The sequence below is a fragment of the Companilactobacillus suantsaicola genome (assembly GCF_004745525.1).
GTDB classification, from domain to species: Bacteria; Bacillota; Bacilli; order Lactobacillales; family Lactobacillaceae; genus Companilactobacillus; species Companilactobacillus suantsaicola.
The window spans coordinates 1-22241 of record NZ_RKLY01000017.1 but is presented as its reverse complement, the minus strand read 5'-3'; the positions used below and the strand labels follow the sequence as shown (position 1 = coordinate 22241).

The window sequence follows — 22241 nt, the reverse complement described above, 5'->3', positions numbered from 1 at the left end:
CACCAAAGGAGAGATTTGAAGATGGAAAACGTTATTTCACAAAGAGAATCGAAAAATCAAGAATTAGCGAAACAAGTAGCTGCCCAAGGAATAGTTTTACTGCAAAATCGTAATGCAACTTTGCCAATTAAGAACAAGACGGTTGCCTTATACGGTAGTGGAGCTTTTGCGACTGTTAAGGGTGGAACTGGTTCTGGGGATGTCAATTCTCGAAAGACCGTCAGTATTTTAGACGGGTTAGAAAAACATGGTTTTACGATCACGACAAAACCGTGGTTGAACCGTTTGGAACGTTTTTATCAAAAAGAAAAACAAGCGCATGATGAGAAATTAAAAGATGATCCACTAGCACTTTTGAAGCCAGCTTTTAAATTTGATGATCCTGAAGTTGGTGATTTTGAGGATAGTATTACCGGAATTTATGTGGTGTCACGTAGTTCTGGTGAAGCTTATGACCGCAAAAACGAAAAGGGCGACTTTTTATTAACGGATAATGAACTGTCCAACATTAAAAGGATGAGTGAATACTACACTAACAGTATCGTGCTATTAAATGTTGGCGGAGTAATGGATACGAGCTTTATTGATGATTGTCCGCTTTTAGATAGCGTTTTGCTGGTATCACAACTGGGAATGACGACTGGTGATGCTGTGGCTGAAGTAATCGATGGAACGGTGACACCTTCTGGTAAGTTGTCGGATACTTGGGCCAAGTCGTATAATGATTATCCAACTTCTGAGAATTTTGGGATGACTGATCCAAAATATGTTGAAGGGATTTATGTTGGTTATCGATATTTTGATAGTTTTGATATTAAACCTAGATATGAATTCGGATTTGGTTTGAGCTATGCCAAGTTCTATCTCGACACTAAGAAGATCAATATCAATGAGAAGCGGATTCGCCTCAGTGTTGACGTTGAAAATACTGGCCATAAATTTTCTGGTCAAGAAGTAGTCCAAGTTTACGTTTCCAAACCACAGACTGACATTCCGACACCATATCAAGATTTAGTAGGGTACGAGAAGACAACAATTTTACGGCCCAATGCCAAGCAAACAGTTGATTTTCGAATCCCCATCACGGATCTGAAAGTTTATGATCAAGAATTGGGCGCTTATATTTTGTTGCCAGGAACTTATCTACTTCGAGTAGGTAACAGCTCAAGCAATACTCAAGTAGTTGCCACGTTTAAATTAGATCAAAAAGTGATTCTGGAAAAAGTTGAACATCTCATGAAATCAAGTGTTGATCCAACTGTTTTCACTGACAATAAAGTCAACTTGGAACAGATTGCCGGAATTCCCTTCTTTATTTTGAAAGCTGAGAATTTCTCCGAGACTAAATTTGTTCAGTACCAAGAAAAAAATAGTGTCACAACTTTTATCGCTGATGAAGATCCATTGCCAGGCAAAGGGATGGAACAAGTCGTTGAAGAAGTTAGAAATGCGACTGGAAAGACTTTGTCAGACGTTAATAGTGGTGAAGTTGAATTAGCTGAATTTGTCGCTAGTTTATCAATTCCCCAGTTAGTCGATTTAGTTGAAGGACAATTATCAACTGATAAAAACGGAGTTGTCGGTATTTCTTCAGACATTTTGCCAGGTGCTGCTGGTCAAACGGGAACAATTAATAGTAAGAACATTCCTACTTTTGTGATGGCAGACGGTCCGGCCGGTATACGAGTTGAACCAACTTATGAGCAAAATGGGCAAACGATTGAACATTTTGCGACTGCTTGGCCAATTGGAACAGCTTTAGCCCAAACCTGGAATCGTTCATTAGTAGAGAAAGTCGGCTTCGCAGTCGGCGTCGAGATGAATGAGTTTGGAGTCGACTTGTGGTTAGCTCCAGGAATGAATATCCATCGTGATCCACTCGGTGGCAGAAACTTCGAGTACTTCTCCGAGGATCCAATCCTTTCAGGTACCATGGCCGCATCTGTTACCAAGGGTGTCCAAGAACACAAAGGTATTGGTGTGACAATCAAACATTTCTTAGGCAATAATCAAGAGACTGACCGTAATTCTAGTAACAGTATTATTGGTGAGCAAGCACTCAGGGATATTTATCTGCGAAACTTTGAAATTGCCATTAAAAATTGCCAGCCAGTAGCCGTTATGACTTCTTACAACAAAGTCAATGGCGTCTTTTCCGGAGAAAACTTTGAACTATTGACCAATATTTTACGCGACGAATGGCATTTCCACGGTTTAGTTATGACTGATTGGTTCAGTTCAGCAAAACCCGCCAACAGTATGCATGCCGGAAATGATCTAATCATGCCTGGAGCCTCAAAAGCAGAGTTACTCAATGCTGCCAGTGACAATGGACCAGAATTTGATGCTCAAGGAAATATCAAAATCAAAAAGGACTTTGATTTCTTAACTAATAAGACGACTGAAAAACAACTCTGGAATGATTTTGTACTAGATCCTGATGGAGATGTATTGGTGAAAGTTAGAATCGGTGATGATTCACCGTTGAATGAGAACCTCCAAAGCTGGGTCTACGAAGGAATTGCGCAAATAGTTGATGAAGAACATGTTTTGTTGACAGGTAAGTGGAAAGACAACAATGACTTGTATCTAGGAGATTTGCAGAAGTCGGCTATTAACGTTTTAAGAACTGTTTTGAAATTGAAATTTTAGACTAAAAAAGCTGTTGGACGATGTCCAACAGCTTTTTTATATGATTTATTTAGTAAAATTAATACCAAAAGTTTTGATTTCACCTGGTTTGAAGGAAGGCAATTTAAAGTCATCAGTTGATGTCTCTAAAGTAGTAACAAGATGAGAATCTAAAGTAAGTTCAGTAACAGTAGCAGACTTACCTAGCTTGATAGAACCATTGTTTATAGTTTTATCGCTTGGATTGTAAAGTCGTAATACGGATCCAGTTTCATCGTTTGTTAAATGAAAACTACTCAATACTAATGAATCACTCTTTAATTGAATTAAACTTAGGTCTGATTGTTTATAGTTTTGAACCTTATTCATCATGAAGTATCTGAGTGGATTAGTAAAACGATTTAAAGTTTGGTTTTGGAAGAAGAGAGGTTTAGTTGAAAGTAGTAGATGCTCTCGTTGTAGTTGTGCAGCATCAAAGGTTTGACTTACAACGATTCCACCTTCAAAAATATGTTTTCCTTGTAATTGACTGTGTGGAGTTTCAACATATTTTGATTCTAATCCTGAGGCATCGGAAGGGCGGCGGAGTAAATCGGGACGTCCAAGGTAACCGACACTTCTGAACATAGTAATTGCTAACTTATTAAAGTCTGAACCAATTACTTGAAAGTCTTTACTACCAAGACCGAGGAAAGTACAGCTTTCATTTTGTGAATGAATATTTGCAAGATGAATAAATGGTCGCATTGCAGTAGGTTCCTCATGATAACCAATCGCTTGCCAATCATTTAAATGTGGATCAATGACGGGACGTTTGATAACGCCAAATGGTGTATCAGCAAAAGAAAATTCTGATTTCAAATTAGGGTTCAAGACTAATCTTAAACGATGATCTAAAGTTTGATTGTCAGTTTCTAATTTGTAGTCAATAGTTTGCGAATCCTTTTTTAAAGTTAAGGTTAATTGGTAACTTAGTTTTGATGAGAGTTTTTTGTTTTTACGATCATCTAAATTAGCGGGTAGTTCCCATTGACCAGAAATTTTTAGAGAACTAATATTTTGACCAATAAAGGTTTCGATGCTAGCTTGTTTGAAATCTAAATGGATTATCCAATCATTAAATGAAGGTGAATAATCATAGGTATCACCAGCGTCAGCCCCGTCTTCAAAACTAAGAAAGTTTGGATATGTTTTGTTAATTGATTTGCTTGTTAAATCAATTTGACCATCATTGAAGCTGAGATTATAAAACTTATTATCAATATGATTATCTTGACTACTATTAATAGTAGATTTTGATTCTTTAAGTTCTTGAACTGTAAAACCAGACCAACCAGTAGCCGGAATGTCGGTCATGAAGGAAATAGTTGAAATGTAATATAAGTTTTGTTTTCTTTCCTCAATATTTCGGCGTAAGGCAGCGGCATTTTCTAGTTTTTGATTGATTAAGTCATATTGAATTTCTTGGTTGTTTTTATCTAATATTTTGAAACCTTTGGATCTAGTTGATACTTGAATAGTTACTGTTTGATGCTTGTCAATTGGCAATGGATTCCAAAGATAAACATCGAATGGTGTTTCTTGAGAAATACTGAGTTTTCTAATCAAGTAGTCAACGATGGAGTAGGACAATTGATCAGCAACTTTTGCACGATGAAGAATATCATCATTTGTCTTATCGCTATTGCACCCGCCAGAACTATCATGTGCTTGACCACGAAAAATAGTTTTCCAAATATCATCAACTAAACCTTGTTTAGCAGGGATGCCGTATGATTTTGCTAAAGCCATCAAGGGTTCAACTTGATAAGTCATTCGGCGTTCAAGTTGATCGTAAATTTGTTTTAGGTCGGCTCTGGATGAATAGATACCACGATGGATTTTTGAGGCTGAAGGATCGATGAATTCACCAGAGTAATTTGGTAAATCTTTTTCTTTACGTAAATTAGCAAAATATTCCGGATAGTTGCTTTCTTTAATGATATATTCGTCAGATAATTTTTCATTAGCTAATTGAATACGATTTTTTAAATTGTAATCAATGGCTCTTTGATCTCCGCCAACAGGAAGCACTAAATCATTTACGTCAGTATCGGTGCTGATTTTATTCATTAAGTCTTTAAAATAATCGGATTCAACTAGTTGAACCCCGGCATAGTAACCATTTTTTATATTGGCAGTTAAAACTTTTGAACCGTCGTTACTGTTCCAATAAAAGTAACGAGCGTTTTTTTCTTTAGGCATGCCACGCCAGAAAACAGCATCATAAATTCCGAAACCATTGTAAATTTTAGGCATGTCGCTACCTTGACCGAATGAATCAGGTAAGTATGCGACGTCCATCGAACCACCTAAGTCATTGGCAATCTTTCTTCCAATTGATAGGTTTCTAACGATAGATTCTCCGGAAGTAACCATTTCATCTATTTGGGTGTACCAGGGACCAATGAAAAGACGCTTTTCTTTAACAAATTTTTTAATTAAATTTCTTTTTTCGGGAAAACTATTTAAATAATCGTCGATGATCGACATTTGACCATCTAGTAAATAATAGTTTAGGACATTTTTTTCAAGTGCATCGAAAACTTCGTCCATGTGATATGCAAACTGGACACGTGCTTCTTGTCTAGTAAAATACCATTCGAAGTCCCAATGCGTGTGTGCAATTGCATAGACTTTTTTCATTTTAAATTAACTCCTTATGCTGCTGGTTGTGCATTTTTAAGTGCTAGTTCACGTTCGTTACGTTGATTAATAATAACGAATGGTGAGTAAATAAAGATATCAAGAATTACAAGAACTAAGGTTAAGACTACAGGACTCAGGTGGAACGCACCTAGAATCCAGGTACTGATAAAGATTGGTTCATTACCAGAGTTTAAAACGACCAATGGAACAACCCAGCCGACTTTTGTTACAACGTAAGCAATAACAGCATTAGTAACAGGAACTAAAATCCAAGGGATCAGCATAATTGGATTTAAAACAATTGGTAGACCGAAGATGATAGGTTCATTAATTCCAAATAATCCAGGAATCAAACCTAATTTGGCAACTTCATGTTCCTTTTCACCTTTTTTAGTAAAAATTAACATGGCGATAATTAAACCAAAAGTTGCACCAGAACCACCGATCATGGCGTAAACATTAGTCATAGTATTTGGAGCGATGGAAATTCCAGCAAAACTTTGTGTTTTAGCAAATTTAGCAACGTCTTGTAAAAATAGAGGTAGCCAGAAAGCTGAAACAACACCCCAAACAATATTGAAACCGTGAAGTCCTAAGAACCAAAGAATTTGTTCAAGTAGAATTACGACGATAATTGCTGGTAAACCAGTACCTACACTTAACATAGGTTTAATAATTACAACAGAGATTAATTCGATTAGAGATGTGAAACCAAGTGTTTGAATAATGATTCTGACTACACCGAAGATTAAAAGTACTTCAGAAATTGGAATCAATGAAAAGAATGAATCAAAAACATTCTGTGGTACATTTCCAGGCATTTTGATAGTAAACTTACTATGTGAGAATTTGTTATATAGATAAACCGCAAGCATTCCAACAATTAATGCGGTGAACATTCCTTCATAACTGAAGAAGGAACTAGCAAATCCTTCAATCACTTTTGCTTTAGGGTCAGCAAAGTTAATATTATTAGGTACCATGATGAAGTATGCTGCAAGTGATAATAATGTCGCTAGAATAGGATTTAAATTTGCATTTTCGGGCTTACGTTTCAATTCGTTTGCATATGAATAAGCTGAAGATAAGACAACTATCAATGCAACGATACCCAAAGTGGCAGTTCCCAAGTATCCAAATAGGTTACTTGTATTTGTCAGCCAGGGGTTATCAATTTTTTGTGATTTAATCAAAGCGTCCAACTGCATTTTGATTAAGTTTGAAAAAGAACCCACAACTGTAAATGGAATAGTTCTAATGAAAGCGTTCTTTACGGCTTGTAGAATGGTATTTTTTTCGACCCATGAGGACATTTTTAACAACGGCCCTTGAATCTTATCAAGATCAAATTTCATTTTTGTTCCTCCGTTTATTTGATAAAAGTAAGCGCTAACTTTCAATTCATAATTATAAACGGTATTAACAATTTGTAAAGAGGATTTTAATAATTTGTATAGTCAAATTATAAAATGTGCTAAAATTAGTATATACAATTGATGTATGAGAGGTACTTTTATGTATAGATATAGAGAAATATATTCTGATATTAAAAAGAATATTTTAACCAATCACTATAGAGCGGGGAAGCCATTACCTACGCAAGAATCATTATCTAATAAGTATGATGTCAGTCGATTGACGTTAAAAAAAGCTTTAAATTTGTTGCTGGATGAAGGTCTGATTGTCAGTAAACAAGGTTCGGGTACTTATGTCCGTAACCAACCTTTGTCAAAGAATGATGAGTTACTGCCATTAGATATGCCGATTGGGGTGACTTATTCGCACCGTGATCAAAAGATTACCAGTAAAGTCATCAGTTTTGGAGCAAGGTTACCGACTGAAGAGGAACGTAAAAATTTATCGATCAAGTCAAATGAACCAGTTTATGAAATTAGGCGAGTGCGATTAGTAAATGGGAAAAGATATAGTTTTGAGCATACGATTATGCCGACAAGCATTGTTCCTTTAGATGAAAAAGTAATTGAAGGATCAATTTATGATTTTCTCGGTCAGCACAAGATAATGATGACTGATGCGAGAAGAATTATTTATGCCGATGGTGCGAATAAAGAAATTGCAAATGCACTGGAAGTTGAAGAAAAATCGCCAATATTGACAATTGAACAAGTTGCCTTTGATCAAAATGGAGTAGCATTTGAATATTCTCATTCTAGCTTCTTGAGTGATAAAAGTAAGTTTGTACTGGATGTACATCGTTCTAGTAATTGGTAAAACAAAAAGCCGCTACACCAATGTGTAACGACTTTTTTAATGCAATAAATTAATTAATATCTGTTCAACAATTCAACGTAAGCATCAACGATACTTTGTAGGAAACCAACTGTACCTTCAGCAACATTTCCTTGATCATCAAGAATGTTTGTAACATTACCGATGTAGGCTTCTGGTTGTTGCAATGTAGGCATGTTCAAGAATACCAATGATTGACGTAATGCATGGTTAGCGCCGAAACCACTGATAGCACCAGGTGAAACACTGATTACAGCAGCAGGTTTTTTATCCCAAGCACTTTCGCCATAAGGACGTGAACCAACATCAATCGCATTCTTCAAACCACCAGGAATTGAACGGTTGTATTCAGGTGTAACAAATACTACACCGCTAGCTTCTTTAATTTGATTTCTGAATTCTGTATAAGCAGCAGGGACATTTTCTGGAGTGTCGATATCCTCGTTGTACAATGGTAAATTACCAATTTCAACAAATTCTGGTTCGTAATCACTAGGGAATAATTTAGCAACGTTTTTAGCAATTTGCTTTGAGAATGATCCCTTACGTAAACTACCAACAATAATAGCAATTTTCTTTGACATGTAAAATTCCTCCAAATCCTTTGATGTTTTTAAATTACCATAAATAGTTTTTTTCAACAAATATTTGTTCTCGCAAACAAAAATAAATTATTTTGTATTCGAAATCGGTTACAGAAATATTGACAAACAATTCACAATGTGACTCAAAAACATAAAAACTTCAAAATACAGAATATTATTTATTAATAAATAACCCTGATTACAAGAACATTACAAAAAATACTAACGAGCCGATTTTTTTATTGTTCGTGTAATATAAATGAAATATTCATCTTGTATAGTGTCTTCTGGTAAACGAAAAGCCGGGGAGAGATTAGTTGTTTAAGCAAATTAAATTAGAAGCACTACTTATCATTAGTTTGATCGTCACAGGGGGTATGGGATATACAGTCGCTTATGCCGCAGATTCAACAACAGACCAAACAAGTAATGCAACGGATTTTAGAAAAACATTGACTAATTTGGAAACAAAAGAACAAGTCAGTGAAAATGCCGATAAACTAAATAAGAAAATTACATTACCAGACAATAAAGAATTTATGCCTGGAATTGAATACAGTGAAAAAGATCCTAACATGGGAGAAATCGAAACTGAAGAAGTTGAAGAAAACGAATCATCAGAGACTTCACAAGTTGCCATCACGCAAGGAGCTAGCGAGCCACCTGTTGAATACCAAAATCAAACTCAACAAACGACTCAAACTCAGCAGACGCAACAAGTACAACAAACAGTTCAACAACCAACAACTAGAAACGTTGGAACATTCAAAATCAGTTTTTATGATCCCGCCGTTTTAGGATCAAACATGGGTTACTCAGGAGTAGCCACAAACCTAGGAGTTATTCCAAGAGGTTCAAGATTAAAGATTACAACTGCACAAGGGGATGTTTGGTATCGAACAGTTAACGATACAGGAACGTTTGCATACAGTAATCCATATCAAATCGACGTTGCCATGCCAAATAGCATGATTCCTTCATACGGAATTACCAGTGCAACAGTAGAAATTATCGGCTAACATTTGAATAGGTATTATAAAGGCAGCATCTATTTTTTGAATAGATGTTGTTTTTTGTTTGTTAGTGGAAGTATGCCGTCCTCCGCAACAAAATCGAGTTTGTTACTCCGGACTGAATAACGAATCTATTATTTATTTGCTTTCCGTTCATTTAGGAATACTATTTCTATTCATAAATGGAGTTTGGTATTTTTAAAGCTTTTTACAGCCTTTTTGGAATAGAAAAATGAGGGAAAATAAAAAAGACAATATTAATGGCAGAAAACCACCACGATTATAGTAATATCTTCTATTATTTTTTATAAAATTTTACTAATTAAAATTCATAAATTAATAGTATATACAGTTGATAAATAAAATTTACGCATAACACGAATAGAAATGTATATCATTTAAGAATTCACCAAAATATTGCATAGATTTGGATTTTAGTCTGGAGTAACAGTTCTGGGAAATGCTCAGCCGTGAAATTTCTCTTAACGCTTTAGCGTTTAGTGAAAGACCAATCTTGAAGACAATTCCCGTTTTTGGAATTGGCTTCAAGTTGCGTCCACAGCGTTCCAGCGTTTCCCAGAACTGTTGCGGAAGACGGCATCATACTTCTACATCCAAAGAGAACTATGCAACCCCCATAATTTCAAAGATAACCAGTTTTATTGTAAAATAGAAATAATTATAAAAGGGGTTGAAAAGATGAAAGCATTTGGTGTTACTGATAATCAATTTGACAGTTTTGTTGAATTCGATAAGAAAAGAGAGCATCCAACTGGTCGAGACTTACTCGTTAAGATCGAAGGTATTTCAATTAATCCAGTGGATATTGCAACCCGAAAGAAAATTAGTGAGGAATTATCTGATCCAAAAATTTTAGGTTACGACGGTTACGGACTCGTTGAAGAAGTCGGTGAGGGTGTTGAAAACTTTAATGTTGGTGACAAGGTCTTCTTTGCTGGCGATTATACCCGTGATGGTTCTTATCAAGAGGAAGAATTGATTGATGAACGAATCGTAGCTCATGCTCCTAAAAAGACTTCGATTGAAAAAAGTGTTGCTATGCCGTTGGTTACTTTGACAGCTAGTGAACTTTTATTTGAGAAGTTACATTTGAACCCAGCTGCTGATAATCGAAAAAAGACCATCTTAATTATTAATGGTGCTGGTGGTGTCGGTTCGATTGCAATTCAATTGGCTCATCTAGCCGGTTTAAGAGTGATTGCAACAGCTTCGACTGATGAGAAGGCAAAATGGGTCAAAGACTTAGGAGCTGATCTTGTGGTTAATCACCATCATGATTTAGTTCAACAAATTCATGACTTGGGAATTAACACCGTCGATTACATTTTGGGATTGAGTGATAACGATCCCCATTGGCAGGAGATTGTCACTTTGATCAAGCCGTTTGGAACTTTTGCGACAATTACTAACTTACGTGATTCGCAAATTATGGATTTGAAACAAAAGTCGATTGATTTTGCTTGGGAATGGATGTTTACTAAAGCTAAATTCAAATTGGATTCGATGTCTACTCAAGGAGCCTACCTGGAAAAATTGGCCAATGGCTTGGATAGTGGAATGATTGACTCAACTGTCACGAAAGTTTTTCATGGCTTTAATTTGGAGAATATCAAAAAAGCCACGCAACTAGTTGAAGCTGGTCATATGATGGGAAAAGTTGTTGTTATAGGATAGAGAGTGGAACAAGCCGGTTAGACTCAGGCAGATAGCCTAATTTCACGAATTGTACGCCGGTTTTGCGTATAATTTGGGAAATGTAGCTATATGGCTGAGTCTGGCTTGTGCAACTCGTTTCGGTTAAAGCTCGAAACAGAACATAGTCTTTTCCGTTTAAAACAAATAGAGCCTGATAATCAAAGTGTGATTACCAGGCTCTATTTGCATAAATACTCAAAGACTGAGTAGGTTTTGTTGAAACGAGTTACACAAGAGCAACTCCCTCCGAGATAACAAAATTTCAGGAATCACTCGCAAAGTGCGACGAGCAATTCCTGAAATTACGTTATCCTCCGGGAGCTGACCGCTCTTGTTTCACTCTCTAAATTAATTTATAGTGTTTCAAGCCGTTAACTATACCACCGTTAACGTTTTCAGTGGTAACATAAGAAGCAATGGCTTTGACAGAATCCAAACCATTACCCATGGCAACGCTATAGTCGGCAAATTCTAGCATTGGTAAATCATTATTACCATCGCCGAAAGCATAGACTGGCTTGTCTTCTAAGTCGAGTTCTTTTAGGAGATGTTTGATACCGCTCATTTTAGAAACACCTTTATTGACAGTATCGACTGAACTTGGACCAGTTTTGTAGAAGGTCAAGTCGTCAAATTTTGCTTGATAGTTTGAACCGTCGCCGGCTGTGACAATGACGATCATTGGTACGTTGTGGCCCTTATAAAAATCAGGGTCGATTTCTGGCAAGTCGAGGTGAACACTTTTGTAGAAATCCTCTACGAATGGATTAGCTGCATTCAAGTAGGATTCGCTGGCGGTGTGAACACTAACTGTATCGCCGAACTCATCAGCTTGTTTTAAGAGCTTTTCGATCAATTCTGGTTTAATATTGTTCTCGTAAACAACTTTTCCAGCAGATTGAACGTAGGCGCCGTCCAGTGTGATGTAAGTGTCAATGTCAGTTGAATTAAGAACTGGATCGATTTCAATTGGAGAACGACCAGTATTGATGACTGGTAAGTAACCATTCTCTTTTAATTGACGAGTAGCTTCTGCTACATCAGGATCGATTTCTGATTTAGCGTTAAGTAAGGTTCCGTCAAGGTCGAAGAAGACAGTTCCTTTATAATTTGTTTGCAAAAGATCACCAACCTAAATAAATTTTGTATACTTATAACATGGTAACAATTTTTTCTTAAATGATATAGTCTAACTTTACAATGGAGTGATTTAAATGAAGATATTGATGATTGAGGATAATAAATCCGTCTCCGAAATGATGGGGATGTTTTTTCAAAAAGAGAAGTGGGAAGCAAGTTTCGCCTACGATGGCAACCAAGCCGTGGACATGTTCAATGAAGATCCAAACGGTTGGGATATGATTACCTTGGACTTAAACCTTCCGGGAAAAGACGGAATGGAAGTCGCTAAGGAAATCCGTAAGGTATCTAAGACAGTGCCAATTATTATGTTAACTGCTCGCGATACCGAAAGTGATCAAGTATTAGGTTTGGAATTTGGAGCTGACGATTACGTTACCAAACCATTTAGCCCGATAACTTTGATTGCGAGAATGAAAGCAATTCATCGTCGAGATGAGAATATGGCTGAAAAATTGGCTGAAAGTTCAGTTAATGCTACAGTCGAAGAAGCTGATGATGGTTTTGACATCAATACAGGCTTTTTCAAGTTGAATTCAAGTACGCGTGAAGCTTATTTAAATGATAAGGAAATTCCTGATTTGACCCCTAAGGAATTTGACTTGTTGAAAACTTTAGCAAGTAAGCCTAAACAAGTTTTCTCACGTGAACAATTACTAGAATTGGTTTGGGACTATGACTATTTCGGGGAAGAAAGAACGGTCGATGCCCACATTAAGAAATTACGTCAAAAAATCGAAAAAGTTGGTCCACAAGTTATTGAAACTGTTTGGGGAGTGGGTTACAAGTTCGACGATACTGATGCAAAGGCTAAAGCTTAATGAAACTAATCTATCAAAATATGATAAGTTTTTTGGTTGTTATCCTGACGACTTTGGGGATTATTTTGTATTCGGTCACTAGTGCGGCCACGAGTTGGGAATACAATCGAACTTATAAGAGTTTGGAAAGTTACGCCGGAAATCTGGAAAAGATTGCCTTGAAGACTGATGCTAAAACTGGTCAGATCCACAATATTACTAGTGATAACATTCGAACGGTCGAGCAAGTTTTGTCAGAACGTAACGTTCAGTTTGCGATTTTTGATTACCAAAATAATCAAGTTTATCCAAATCCACCAAGTAACGTGAAGTTGCATTTGAAACAGTCTTATTGGAAGAAATTGGAACAAGGTAAGACGATCCGTAACGTTCAAAAACTGCAAGATACCGATGGTAATCCGCGTTTGCGTAAGGACGATAATCGAAGTTACGTCTACGTATTAACGCCGTGGTTCCAAAATGGTAAATTGATTGCGGCTGTTTGGGCCGGATCAGATGTTTCAGAATTGCAGACTAATATTGGTGAAATCAACAGTCGACTTTATTTTGCTCTATTAATTTCCTTGTTAGCAGCGGTTATTTTGAGTTTCCTATTGTCGAGGTATCAAGTCAATCGAATCAACCGGTTGCGTGGTGCGACGAAGAAAGTTGCCAACAATGACTTCTCGGTTCATATCGAAAGTAAGAATCGAGATGAACTGGATGACTTGGCTGATGATTTCAACCAGATGGTTAAGTCACTGGAAGCTTCAGATAAGGAAATTAAGCGTCAGGAGCAGCGGCGAAAGGAATTCATGGCTGATGCATCTCATGAGATGAGAACGCCACTGACGACCATCAATGGCCTTTTGGAAGGTTTAGCTTATGATGCCATTCCGGAAGAATCGAAAGGCCAGAGTATTCAATTGATGCGCAATGAAACTAAGCGTTTGATTCGTTTGGTCAATGAAAATCTCGATTATGAAAAGATTCGGACGAACCAAATTACCATGGCTAAGCGAGTCTTTGATGCTAATAAACCGCTACAGGACATTACTTCACAATTGGAGAAGAAAGCTAAAGCGTCTGGTGATGAATTGATTTTGAAGCAGTATGATGGTGAATTGAAGACCTTTGCTGATTACGATCGATTCGTTCAAGTGATGTTCAACATCATCCAAAATGCTATCCAATTTACGGAAAAAGGCAAAATTTTTGTCAATGGCACGCGTGATGAGGATCGTCATGCTTCAGTCTTTACCATTTCTGATACCGGAATTGGGATGTCTGAAGATCAAGTGAAAAATATTTGGGACCGTTATTATAAGGCTGATCCATCACGGAAGAATCGTAAGTATGGTGAGTCAGGTCTTGGTTTGTCGATCGTTCACCAGTTGATTGAAAACCACGGTGGCGAGATCGAAGTCAAGAGTAAGCTCAATGAAGGGACAACTTTCATCGTGACACTCTTTGATGAAGGTTTCGAACACAAGAACGAAGAAAAAGCTGAATAATGTAATACAAAAATACTTCTAATTAATTATGATTAGGAGTATTTTTAGTATAAAAAGAATAGGTGGAAATAATGAAATATGAATCACGCAAACAAGAAAAAGATTTGTACTCGACTAAGAAAAAGCCAGTGCTGTTGACGATTCCTAAACAACGTTTCATTTCTTTACCAGGTGTCGGAGATCCTAATAAGGATGGTTTCAAACAGCGAATCCAAACGCTCTATCCAGTCGCTTATGGAATTAAAATGGCTTACAAAAAGTTTGCGGCTGATAAAAATCTCGAATTCGACGATTATGTAGTTTTTCCACTAGAAGGTGTTTGGTCGTTGACTAAAAAAGGTCAACAATTAGATCATTTAGACAAAGATGAATTTTCTTATGACGTCATGATTCGTGTACCTGACTTCGTGCCCGATGAAATAATTAAATCAGCAATTGAGTCAGTAAGTGTAAAGAAAAATTTGCCACTGTTGTCAGAATTAGAAATTAAAGAATATCCTCAAATGGAAGTTGGGCAGATTCTTCACGTTGGCAAATACGATGATGAACCAGCTAGTTTTAAAAAATTGAATCAACTGGTTGAAGCAAGTGGTAAGAAACGAGTCTCCAAGATTCATCGGGAAATTTATTTGTCAGATGCTCGCCGAGTTGCACCAGAAAAATTGAAGACGATTTTACGTTACAGAATTGAATAACAATAACCAAACAGGCTAGGATAAACATATTTTGTTTATCCTAGCCTGTTTTTTAATCTATTTATTAGTTTTCAAATATGACCAATCGTCAATTGGAGTACGATCATCTTGCAGTTGTAGAGCATCAGTATTGTACAAGTTAGTCGTTGTTTTATTGCCATTTCGTGAATAGATGCTAGTTGATTTGTCACCTAATTCATCGCGTGCTTTGACGAGTTGTTCAACTTGATTTTGATAATCGTATTTCGTCGGATCAACTGGTGTAAATCCAGCTGGGGTGTAGAAACGCAGTAGGTTCTTATTATTGACGTCGTCGGAGATTTTCAACTTTTTATTAACGTCTTTTTGCCATTTATCGACCTTCATTGCTAATTCCGGATTGTCTCGTAAAGGAATCTCAGCTCCAGTCTTATTCTCATAAACTTTGGTATTCCCGTTGTCATTGGGGTAGACCGTGTATTTTGGCGTAATGAAACTCTTTTTTCTAAAGGCAACGACTTGATTGTGTTGCTTTGATAGTAAATCAGTTCCCAGTTGAATATATTGTTTAGTATTCACGCCCGCTAAATGAAGGATGGTTGGTAAGACATCGATCTCACCACCATAAGTGTGCTTGATGCCACCTTTTAAGCCATCCATATGAATCATGAACGGAACTCTTTGATACTGAGTTTCGTTGAACTGACTCCAATTGTCAGTATTTTGGTTAAATACTCCTGAAGCAAGTTCTTTGTGTTGACTCTCGCCCGCACTATTTTTATCTAGACCGTAGTGATCACCATAAAGAACGATCATACTATTAGTCGATAATCCGGTGTCATCCAGATATTTAAAGAACTCTTCAATTGACTTATCTAAATAATGAGCTGTTTTAAAGTAGTTGTTTATTTCGTCATCATCTAAATCAGTCGATTGAAAATCACCGTTATCGTCATCTGAGAATTGATAACGAACGTGGTTAGTAACGGTCAAGAACTTGGTGTAAAACGGTTGCTGCATTTGTTCTAGGTATTTAACTCCTTCGGAGAAGAGAATCTTGTCTTTAATTCCATAACCATTGAGTGAATTCGTTTCTGAATCGGCAGTGTCATAATAACTTTTATCAAAGAAATAATTATAACCCATATTTTTGTAGACGATATTTCGACTCCAAAAACTACCAACATTACCGTGGAAAACTGCACTGGAATAACCTTCTTGTTGCGCCAAGATTGCTGGAGCTGCTTGGAAAGTATTCTCAGTCCCTAGTTTAGTAAAGACAGAGGTTCCCGTTGGCAGTCCAAAGAGTCCTGTTTCTAGCATCGTTTCAGCGTCACTCGTTCGGCCAGTTCCGACCTCATTGAAGAAATTATCATAGGAGAGCGTATTTTTATCGTTGTATAACTTGTTCAAAAATGGTGTCACTTCAACGCCATTGATCTTTAAACCAATCAAGAATTGTTCAAAACTTTCCAGATGGATGATAATAATATTTTTCCCCTTAGCCTTACCAAAATAAGCTTTGTTTGGCTGAGCATAATGTTGATGGGTATAGTCTAAAATTTGGTCAATCTCTGATTCGGTGGCTTCGGAACGGACTTGATCATTTTTGACGGAGCGAATTGAGTCGTAAGGCAAGAAACTGTTGATTCCTAAGTATTTGACGATATAGGAATGGTCAAAAGTTCTGCCAAGTAACTGAGGACGGTTTGCTTCTGATCCAGCCAAGTCGGCAGAAAAGAGCATAACCCCTAAACAGGAAGTGGCTAAAGCATTTAACTTTCTGAAAGGTCGACGGTCGATTTTCACAAAGTGTGACGCAAATAAAATGATGATAACCACAAAATCGATTAAATAAATTGCATCACGAATTTGAACTACCCCTAGAGTTGTTGTTCCTAAACCTTTTGCAACTTTGCTGGCACCAGTAATTGAGTTAAAGGAAAGAAAGTCGGAAAAGGAGCGGTAGTAAAGGACATTTGCATAAATAAAAATTGAGTCAGCAACATAAATAATTCCCATCACGATATAGGAGATGAGTGGTTTATTAAAGTATAACGGAAGACTCATTAAAAAAACGATGGTTGCGAAAGGATTAACCACCAGTAAAAAATGTTGTAATAAATTTTCAATACCTAATGAAAAATCTAAATAATAAGTAAGTACAGTTTTTAACCACAAAAGTAGGATCAAAAAGGTCATGAATCCTAAACGTGTGTTCAATGTGGATTTAATTTTTTCCATGTTAGACCTCATAAATAAAGTAATTCCTTTAGTAATGATACTTTATCTAAGCCAATAAAAAAAGTCGAAGAAAATTTCTTCGACTTAACGTTATCTACTAGTTTCTTTTGTACCTTGTTTTAGAATACTTGACCAACTGTCAATATAAGTTCGATCACCATTGAATTCTGGCGCGTCGGTCGTGTAGAGGTTAGTGGTTGATTTGTTATCGTTTTGTGAGTATACGCTAGTTGACTTCAAGCTAAGTGCATCTCTAGTCTGAACCAAACGTTGAATCTCATTTTGATAATCGTAATCTTTCGGATTAACAGGTGTAAAGCCACTTGGTGTGTAGAATCGTAAGAGATTCTTGTTGTTGATCGTGTCGGATAACTTTAGTTTATCATTAACGTATTTTTGCCATTTAGCGACTTTTTGCTTTAGAATTGGATCTTTATCTAAATCTACTTGTTCGCCGGTCTTATTCCGATAAACTTGTGGGTTTCCTTCGTTATCTTTGAGAACGGTATAGTGTGGTGTGACAAAGTTTTTATTTCTAAAGATAACGATTGGATTGTGTTCTTTAGATAGTAGATCCGTCCCAAGTTGGACGTATTGTTTGGTATTGATACCAGCTAAATGTAGAAGTGTTGGTAAGACATCAATTTCACCACCATAAGTGTGGTTGATACCACCTTTGAGTCCTTTCATGTGGATCATAAATGGAACTTTTTGCATTTGGGAATTATTGAAGTCGTTCCAATCATCAGAGTTGATACCGAGAAGTGGAGCTAAATCAGGATTTTGACTGTTAGAAAGTCCGTAGTGATCACCGTAAAGGACAATCATTGAATTATCATAGATACCGCTACTCTTGAGATAATCAAAGAATTCTCTTAACGCGTTATCAAGATAATGTGCTGTAACGAAATAGCCATTGACGGTACTGTTATTAGTGTCAGGTGCTGTGAAGCCATCGTTATCTTCATCGGGTAATTGGAATGGGTAGTGATTAGTTACGGTGATGAATTTAGCGTAAAACGGTTGTTGTAATTGTTCGAGATACTTGACACTTTCCGACAACATCAATTTATCTTTAATACCAAAGCCTAAACTTGAATCATCTGACTTATGGAAATAACTGGCATCAAAGAAATAGTCATAGCCCATATTTTTGTAAACGGAGTTACGATTCCAGAAAGTCCCAGTATTTCCGTGGAAGACAGCACTAGTGTAGCCCTCTTTTTGTCCCAAAATTGCTGGTGCTGCTTGGAAAGTATTGTCACTACCAAGTTTTGTGAACAAGGAACCTTCAGGTAATCCAAAGAGACCAGTTTCTAGCATGTTTTCTGCATCACTAGTTTTTCCTTGGCCGACTTCGTGATAAAAATTATCAAATGACATTGTATTTTTATCATTATAAAGACTATTTAAAAATGGGGTAACTTCTTGACCGTTGACTTTGTCATTGATCAAAAATTGTTGGAAACTTTCCAAGTGGATGATGATAATATTTTTACCCTTTGCTTTACCAAAATACTTCTTGTTCGGCTTAGCATAGTTTTGTTCGACGTCTGATAAGACATCATCCATATCGGTCCCGACGGCTTCTGAACGAACTTGATTATTTTGAACGGTTTTGATGGAATCATAAGCTAAAAAGGTATTGAGGCCAAGATATTTAACGATGTATGCCCGATCAAAAGTCCGTCCTAATAATTGTGGTCGGTTACTTTCAGCAATTGTTAAATTAAATGAAAAGAGAAAAATTCCCAGCATAGTCGTCGCTACAGCGGTTAATTTCCGCATCGGTCGTGGATCAATTTTAACAAGGTGAGTCAATAAAAGAACGGCAATGATGAGAAAGTCGATGCCGTATAAGAAATCATGAGCTTGGACAAGATTAGCGGCAGAACCACCCAGTCCTTTGGAGACCTTAGAAGCTCCGGCAATCGTGTTAAAAGACAGAAAATCACTAAATTCACGATAATAGAGGACATTACCGTAAAGTAGAGCAGATTCAAGAACGTATATAACGCCCATAACGATGTACGAAATACGGGCTCGGGTGACGTATAACGCTATGCTCAATAAAATGACGGCTGTAGCGATAGGGTTTATAATTAGAATAGTATGTTGTAACGGATCTGTAACGCCTAATGAGAAGTCAACATAATACGCAATGATCGTTTTAATCCAGAGAGTAAACACTAGTAGTGTCAAGAAGCCTAAGCGTTTACTCAAAAAGTTTTTTAATTTGTTCATTGAAAATTCCTTATTTTAAAAATTCTTTAATAAATATATCTTAAAGTACTAAATAAATTACTTAATTGTTAGTATAATACGTTATAGGTAAAAAGTGGGAAAGAATGAATAAAATGATATTTTTAGGACCTTTGTATGCTTATATATATAAAACATATGCAACTAGGATAAATCATTTTCCATTGATAAGGCTTTCTTTTTATGCTGTGGATAAAGCAATATTGTATACCTTATTTTTCATAATTTTAAGGTATTTGTGGATAAAGTTTAAGAAGAAGAAAACTAGTTTTCATTATGAATTTTGGCTAGTTGTTTTTGTCTTTTATGTGCTCCTACTTTTTGCTTTAACAGTTTTTCGGGATGGCTATTTTCTATGGCAATTCAAATTTTATTGGCATCGTCCGTTGTCGCAGATCAATTTGAAACCGTTCATTGAAACGATGAAATTGGTCAATGGTCAGTCTCTGGTAGACTTTTTTTATAATTTATATGGTAATATTATGTGGTTCGTACCAATGGGATTTTTCATACCGGCTCTGAAAAAGAAACCGATAGGATTTTTCCAGATGATCATATTAGGAGCTCTGATCTCTATATCCATTGAAACGCTTCAGTTTGTGTTAAATACTGGCGTTACTGATATAGATGATGTTATCTTTAATACGATTGGTGCAGCACTAGGATATTTATTATATTTTGTTGGAAAATGGATAAAAAAGCTAATAAAAATTTGATATTTTCTTCAAAAATGATTAATCTAGTTTTGATGATATATGTGGAGGAGAGTAAAAAATGACACAAATCAAATTTGATGATTCGAAATTAAACAAGTTCATTCATGAAAATGAACTTGGCGAGATGCAAGCACTTGTAACTGCTGCTGACGACGAACTACGTAAGGGTACTGGTGCCGGTGCCGACTTCCGTGGTTTCATTGACTTGCCTGTTGATTATGACAAGGATGAATTCGCTCGCATTAAGAAAGCTGCTAAAAAGATTCAATCAGACTCAGAAGTCTTCATTGGAATCGGTATTGGTGGTTCATACTTAGGTGCTCGTGCCGCTATTGATTTTCTAAGTTCATCATTCTACAACGTTCACAACGAAAAAGATGTTCCCGAAGTTTACTTCTGTGGTAACTCAATTTCTCCAAATTACTTAGCTGACTTGCTAGAAGTAATCGGTGACCGTGATTTCAGTATCAACGTTATTTCAAAATCTGGTACAACAACAGAACCTTCAATTGCTTTCAGAATTTTGAAGGCTAAGTTGATTGAAAAGTATGGTGTTGATGGTGCTAAGGGTCGTATCTATGCTACAACAGACCGTGCTAAGGGTGCTTTGAAGACAGAATCAGACGCTGAAGGCTACGAAGAATTCGTTGTTCCTGATGATATCGGTGGTCGTTTCTCAGTTCTTACAGCTGTTGGTCTATTGCCAATCGCCGTTGCTGGTATCGACATTGATAAGTTGATGGAAGGTGCTGCCCAAGCTCGCAGTGACTACTCATCAGCTGATCTTACAAAGAACGATGCTTACAAGTATGCTGCCCTAAGAAATATCTTGTACCGTAAAGGTTACACAACAGAATTGCTAGAAAACTACGAACCAAACGTTCAATACTTTGGTGAATGGTGGAAGCAATTGATGGGTGAATCTGAAGGTAAAGATCAAAAGGGTATCTACCCATCATCAGCTAACTTCTCAACTGATTTGCACTCATTAGGTCAATATATCCAAGAAGGCCGTCGTAACTTGATGGAAACTGTTGTTTTGATTGACCAACCAAGACATGATGTTACAATCCCAGCTGAAAAAGATAACCTTGACGGTTTGAAGTACTTGGAAAACAAGTCAATGGATTACGTTAACAAGAAGGCTTACGAAGGTGTTGTTCTAGCACATACTGACGGTGGCGTTCCTGTTATGACAGTTCACATTGAAAAACAAGATGCTTACAACCTAGGTTACTTAATGTACTTCTTCGAAATTGCTGTTGGTATTTCTGGTTACTTGAATGGTATCAACCCATTCAACCAACCAGGTGTTGAAGCATACAAGAAGAACATGTTTGCTCTACTTGGTCGTCCTGGCTATGAAGAACTTGGCGAAGAATTGAACAAGAGACTATAATTTTAAAATTAATTAGAAAGATCTCGTATCGAAAGATACGGGATTTTTTTAGTTAGGGTTAAAATCTATTATATGACACGGCAAAAAGGTAAAATACAATTACAATAATTTTTAAAAATAAATGAGGTGGATAAGCATGTCTTTAGATTTTGGAATTGTGATTTTTGCTATCGGATTTGTTTTTGCAGGACTCGCTACAATTAGTTTCAAGATCAGAGCAATCGCCAATAAGCCTGCCTGGGGCGGAATAACTCTTCCGTTTGGAGTTATTGGGTTTATTGCTTTGGCGATAGGAGTAATTATTATTGCCGCTAATAGAGGATAGTAATAAGGTTTATTTGTACTAAAAATGCACTAATTAATAAAAGAACCAATAATTTAATGTAAAAGTTTAACATTTTTTTACATTTTTATTATTGGTTCTTTTTTCGCAAATTGCAAGAACAAGTTAGTCACTCCGAAAAAATAAAAAAAACTTAAGATCTATCAGGATTGGAGTGCCGGATTATTAGTAGCCGCAAGCCAAGAAGAATGCCTCCTGTGGCTTTTTGTATCCTAGTTGCTTCCTTGGTAGTTCATTAAGGTGAGCGTTTATGACAGAGATGGTTTG

At 36.6% G+C, this 22241-nt stretch carries 16 protein-coding genes; 10 read left to right on the top strand and 6 right to left on the bottom strand.

Annotation, left to right across the window (positions count from 1 at the left end; all coding sequences use genetic code 11):
• Window positions 1–21 precede the first annotated feature (21 nt).
• Window positions 22–2652 carry a glycoside hydrolase family 3 protein gene (locus EGT49_RS07450; protein WP_135373036.1) on the top strand — a complete coding sequence of 877 codons (2631 nt, stop codon included), beginning with the start codon at window positions 22–24 and terminating at the stop codon, window positions 2650–2652.
• 45 nt (window positions 2653–2697) lie between these two features.
• Here EGT49_RS07450 and EGT49_RS07445 read toward each other — a convergent pair whose 3' ends face one another.
• Both EGT49_RS07445 and EGT49_RS07440 read right to left on the bottom strand, forming a co-directional pair.
• Window positions 2698–5316 carry a glycoside hydrolase family 38 N-terminal domain-containing protein gene (locus EGT49_RS07445; protein ID WP_135373034.1) on the bottom strand — a complete coding sequence of 873 codons (2619 nt, stop codon included), beginning with the start codon at window positions 5314–5316 and terminating at the stop codon, window positions 2698–2700.
• A gap of 14 nt (window positions 5317–5330) precedes the next feature.
• Window positions 5331–6674 carry a PTS sugar transporter subunit IIC gene (locus EGT49_RS07440; protein ID WP_135373032.1) on the bottom strand — a complete coding sequence of 448 codons (1344 nt, stop codon included), beginning with the start codon at window positions 6672–6674 and terminating at the stop codon, window positions 5331–5333.
• A 160-nt stretch (window positions 6675–6834) separates the two neighbouring features.
• Between EGT49_RS07440 and EGT49_RS07435 the strand changes: the two genes are divergently transcribed.
• Complete coding sequence (locus EGT49_RS07435) at window positions 6835–7551, top strand: GntR family transcriptional regulator (RefSeq protein WP_135373030.1); 717 nt, start codon at window positions 6835–6837, stop codon at window positions 7549–7551.
• A 53-nt stretch (window positions 7552–7604) separates the two neighbouring features.
• Here EGT49_RS07435 and EGT49_RS07430 read toward each other — a convergent pair whose 3' ends face one another.
• Window positions 7605–8153: an NADPH-dependent FMN reductase gene (locus tag EGT49_RS07430; RefSeq protein WP_135373028.1), complete on the bottom strand. Its 549-nt coding sequence runs from the start codon at window positions 8151–8153 to the stop codon at window positions 7605–7607.
• A 317-nt stretch (window positions 8154–8470) separates the two neighbouring features.
• Between EGT49_RS07430 and EGT49_RS12630 the strand changes: the two genes are divergently transcribed.
• Window positions 8471–9172, top strand: a complete 702-nt coding sequence (locus EGT49_RS12630) for a hydrolase (RefSeq protein WP_246013817.1) — start codon at window positions 8471–8473, stop codon at window positions 9170–9172.
• Between the two features lie 693 nt (window positions 9173–9865).
• Window positions 9866–10861 (top strand): zinc-binding alcohol dehydrogenase family protein, encoded by a 996-nt coding sequence (locus EGT49_RS07415; protein ID WP_135373024.1) that lies wholly within the window; start codon window positions 9866–9868, stop codon window positions 10859–10861.
• A 364-nt stretch (window positions 10862–11225) separates the two neighbouring features.
• On the opposite strand, the gene EGT49_RS07410 is transcribed toward EGT49_RS07415, so the two are convergent.
• Window positions 11226–12002, bottom strand: a complete 777-nt coding sequence (locus EGT49_RS07410; RefSeq protein ID WP_135373022.1) for a Cof-type HAD-IIB family hydrolase — start codon at window positions 12000–12002, stop codon at window positions 11226–11228.
• Between the two features lie 94 nt (window positions 12003–12096).
• Here EGT49_RS07410 and EGT49_RS07405 point away from each other — a divergent pair, with 94 nt between their 5' ends.
• From EGT49_RS07405 to EGT49_RS07395, 3 genes are all read left to right on the top strand, one after another.
• Complete coding sequence (locus EGT49_RS07405) at window positions 12097–12843, top strand: response regulator transcription factor (RefSeq protein ID WP_135373020.1); 747 nt, start codon at window positions 12097–12099, stop codon at window positions 12841–12843.
• On the top strand, window positions 12843–14336 hold the full coding sequence (locus EGT49_RS07400; RefSeq protein ID WP_135373018.1) for a sensor histidine kinase: 1494 nt from the start codon (window positions 12843–12845) through the stop codon (window positions 14334–14336). Before EGT49_RS07405 ends, EGT49_RS07400 begins: the two co-directional genes overlap by 1 nt.
• A gap of 71 nt (window positions 14337–14407) precedes the next feature.
• Window positions 14408–15031, top strand: coding sequence for a GyrI-like domain-containing protein (locus EGT49_RS07395; RefSeq protein ID WP_135373016.1), 624 nt, complete (start codon window positions 14408–14410; stop codon window positions 15029–15031).
• A 57-nt stretch (window positions 15032–15088) separates the two neighbouring features.
• On the opposite strand, the gene EGT49_RS07390 is transcribed toward EGT49_RS07395, so the two are convergent.
• Together EGT49_RS07390 and EGT49_RS07385 are read right to left on the bottom strand one after the other, a co-directional pair.
• Window positions 15089–17254, bottom strand: a complete 2166-nt coding sequence (locus EGT49_RS07390; protein WP_135373014.1) for an LTA synthase family protein — start codon at window positions 17252–17254, stop codon at window positions 15089–15091.
• 90 nt (window positions 17255–17344) lie between these two features.
• Window positions 17345–19498 carry an LTA synthase family protein gene (locus EGT49_RS07385; RefSeq protein ID WP_135373012.1) on the bottom strand — a complete coding sequence of 718 codons (2154 nt, stop codon included), beginning with the start codon at window positions 19496–19498 and terminating at the stop codon, window positions 17345–17347.
• 113 nt (window positions 19499–19611) lie between these two features.
• Here EGT49_RS07385 and EGT49_RS07380 point away from each other — a divergent pair, with 113 nt between their 5' ends.
• The 3 genes from EGT49_RS07380 to EGT49_RS07370 all read left to right on the top strand — a co-directional run bounded on the left by EGT49_RS07380 (window position 19612) and on the right by EGT49_RS07370 (window position 21956).
• Window positions 19612–20232, top strand: coding sequence for a VanZ family protein (locus tag EGT49_RS07380; RefSeq protein WP_167849788.1), 621 nt, complete (start codon window positions 19612–19614; stop codon window positions 20230–20232).
• Between the two features lie 58 nt (window positions 20233–20290).
• A complete protein-coding gene (locus tag EGT49_RS07375) occupies window positions 20291–21631 on the top strand; it encodes a glucose-6-phosphate isomerase (protein ID WP_135373008.1) in 1341 nt (446 codons plus the stop codon).
• Window positions 21632–21767: 136 nt separating this feature from the next.
• The gene (locus EGT49_RS07370) at window positions 21768–21956 is read left to right on the top strand and encodes a hypothetical protein (protein WP_135373006.1); all 189 of its coding nucleotides are present in this window, start codon (window positions 21768–21770) and stop codon (window positions 21954–21956) included.
• The last annotated feature ends 285 nt before the right edge of the window (window positions 21957–22241 follow it).

What these genes read in the sequence shown, in the direction of transcription:
- EGT49_RS07385 (WP_135373012.1), bottom strand. Translation starts at nt 19,498, where the DNA reads ATGAACAAATTAAAAAACTTTTTGAGTAAACGCTTAGGCTTCTTGACA.
- EGT49_RS07395 (WP_135373016.1), top strand. Translation starts at nt 14,408, where the DNA reads ATGAAATATGAATCACGCAAACAAGAAAAAGATTTGTACTCGACTAAG.
- EGT49_RS07400 (WP_135373018.1), top strand. Translation starts at nt 12,843, where the DNA reads ATGAAACTAATCTATCAAAATATGATAAGTTTTTTGGTTGTTATCCTG.
- EGT49_RS07430 (WP_135373028.1), bottom strand. Translation starts at nt 8,153, where the DNA reads ATGTCAAAGAAAATTGCTATTATTGTTGGTAGTTTACGTAAGGGATCA.
- EGT49_RS07415 (WP_135373024.1), top strand. Translation starts at nt 9,866, where the DNA reads ATGAAAGCATTTGGTGTTACTGATAATCAATTTGACAGTTTTGTTGAA.
- EGT49_RS07445 (WP_135373034.1), bottom strand. Translation starts at nt 5,316, where the DNA reads ATGAAAAAAGTCTATGCAATTGCACACACGCATTGGGACTTCGAATGG.
- EGT49_RS07435 (WP_135373030.1), top strand. Translation starts at nt 6,835, where the DNA reads ATGTATAGATATAGAGAAATATATTCTGATATTAAAAAGAATATTTTA.
- EGT49_RS07370 (WP_135373006.1), top strand. Translation starts at nt 21,768, where the DNA reads ATGTCTTTAGATTTTGGAATTGTGATTTTTGCTATCGGATTTGTTTTT.
- EGT49_RS07405 (WP_135373020.1), top strand. Translation starts at nt 12,097, where the DNA reads ATGAAGATATTGATGATTGAGGATAATAAATCCGTCTCCGAAATGATG.
- EGT49_RS07440 (WP_135373032.1), bottom strand. Translation starts at nt 6,674, where the DNA reads ATGAAATTTGATCTTGATAAGATTCAAGGGCCGTTGTTAAAAATGTCC.
- EGT49_RS07375 (WP_135373008.1), top strand. Translation starts at nt 20,291, where the DNA reads ATGACACAAATCAAATTTGATGATTCGAAATTAAACAAGTTCATTCAT.
- EGT49_RS07380 (WP_167849788.1), top strand. Translation starts at nt 19,612, where the DNA reads ATGATATTTTTAGGACCTTTGTATGCTTATATATATAAAACATATGCA.
- EGT49_RS07450 (WP_135373036.1), top strand. Translation starts at nt 22, where the DNA reads ATGGAAAACGTTATTTCACAAAGAGAATCGAAAAATCAAGAATTAGCG.
- EGT49_RS07390 (WP_135373014.1), bottom strand. Translation starts at nt 17,254, where the DNA reads ATGGAAAAAATTAAATCCACATTGAACACACGTTTAGGATTCATGACC.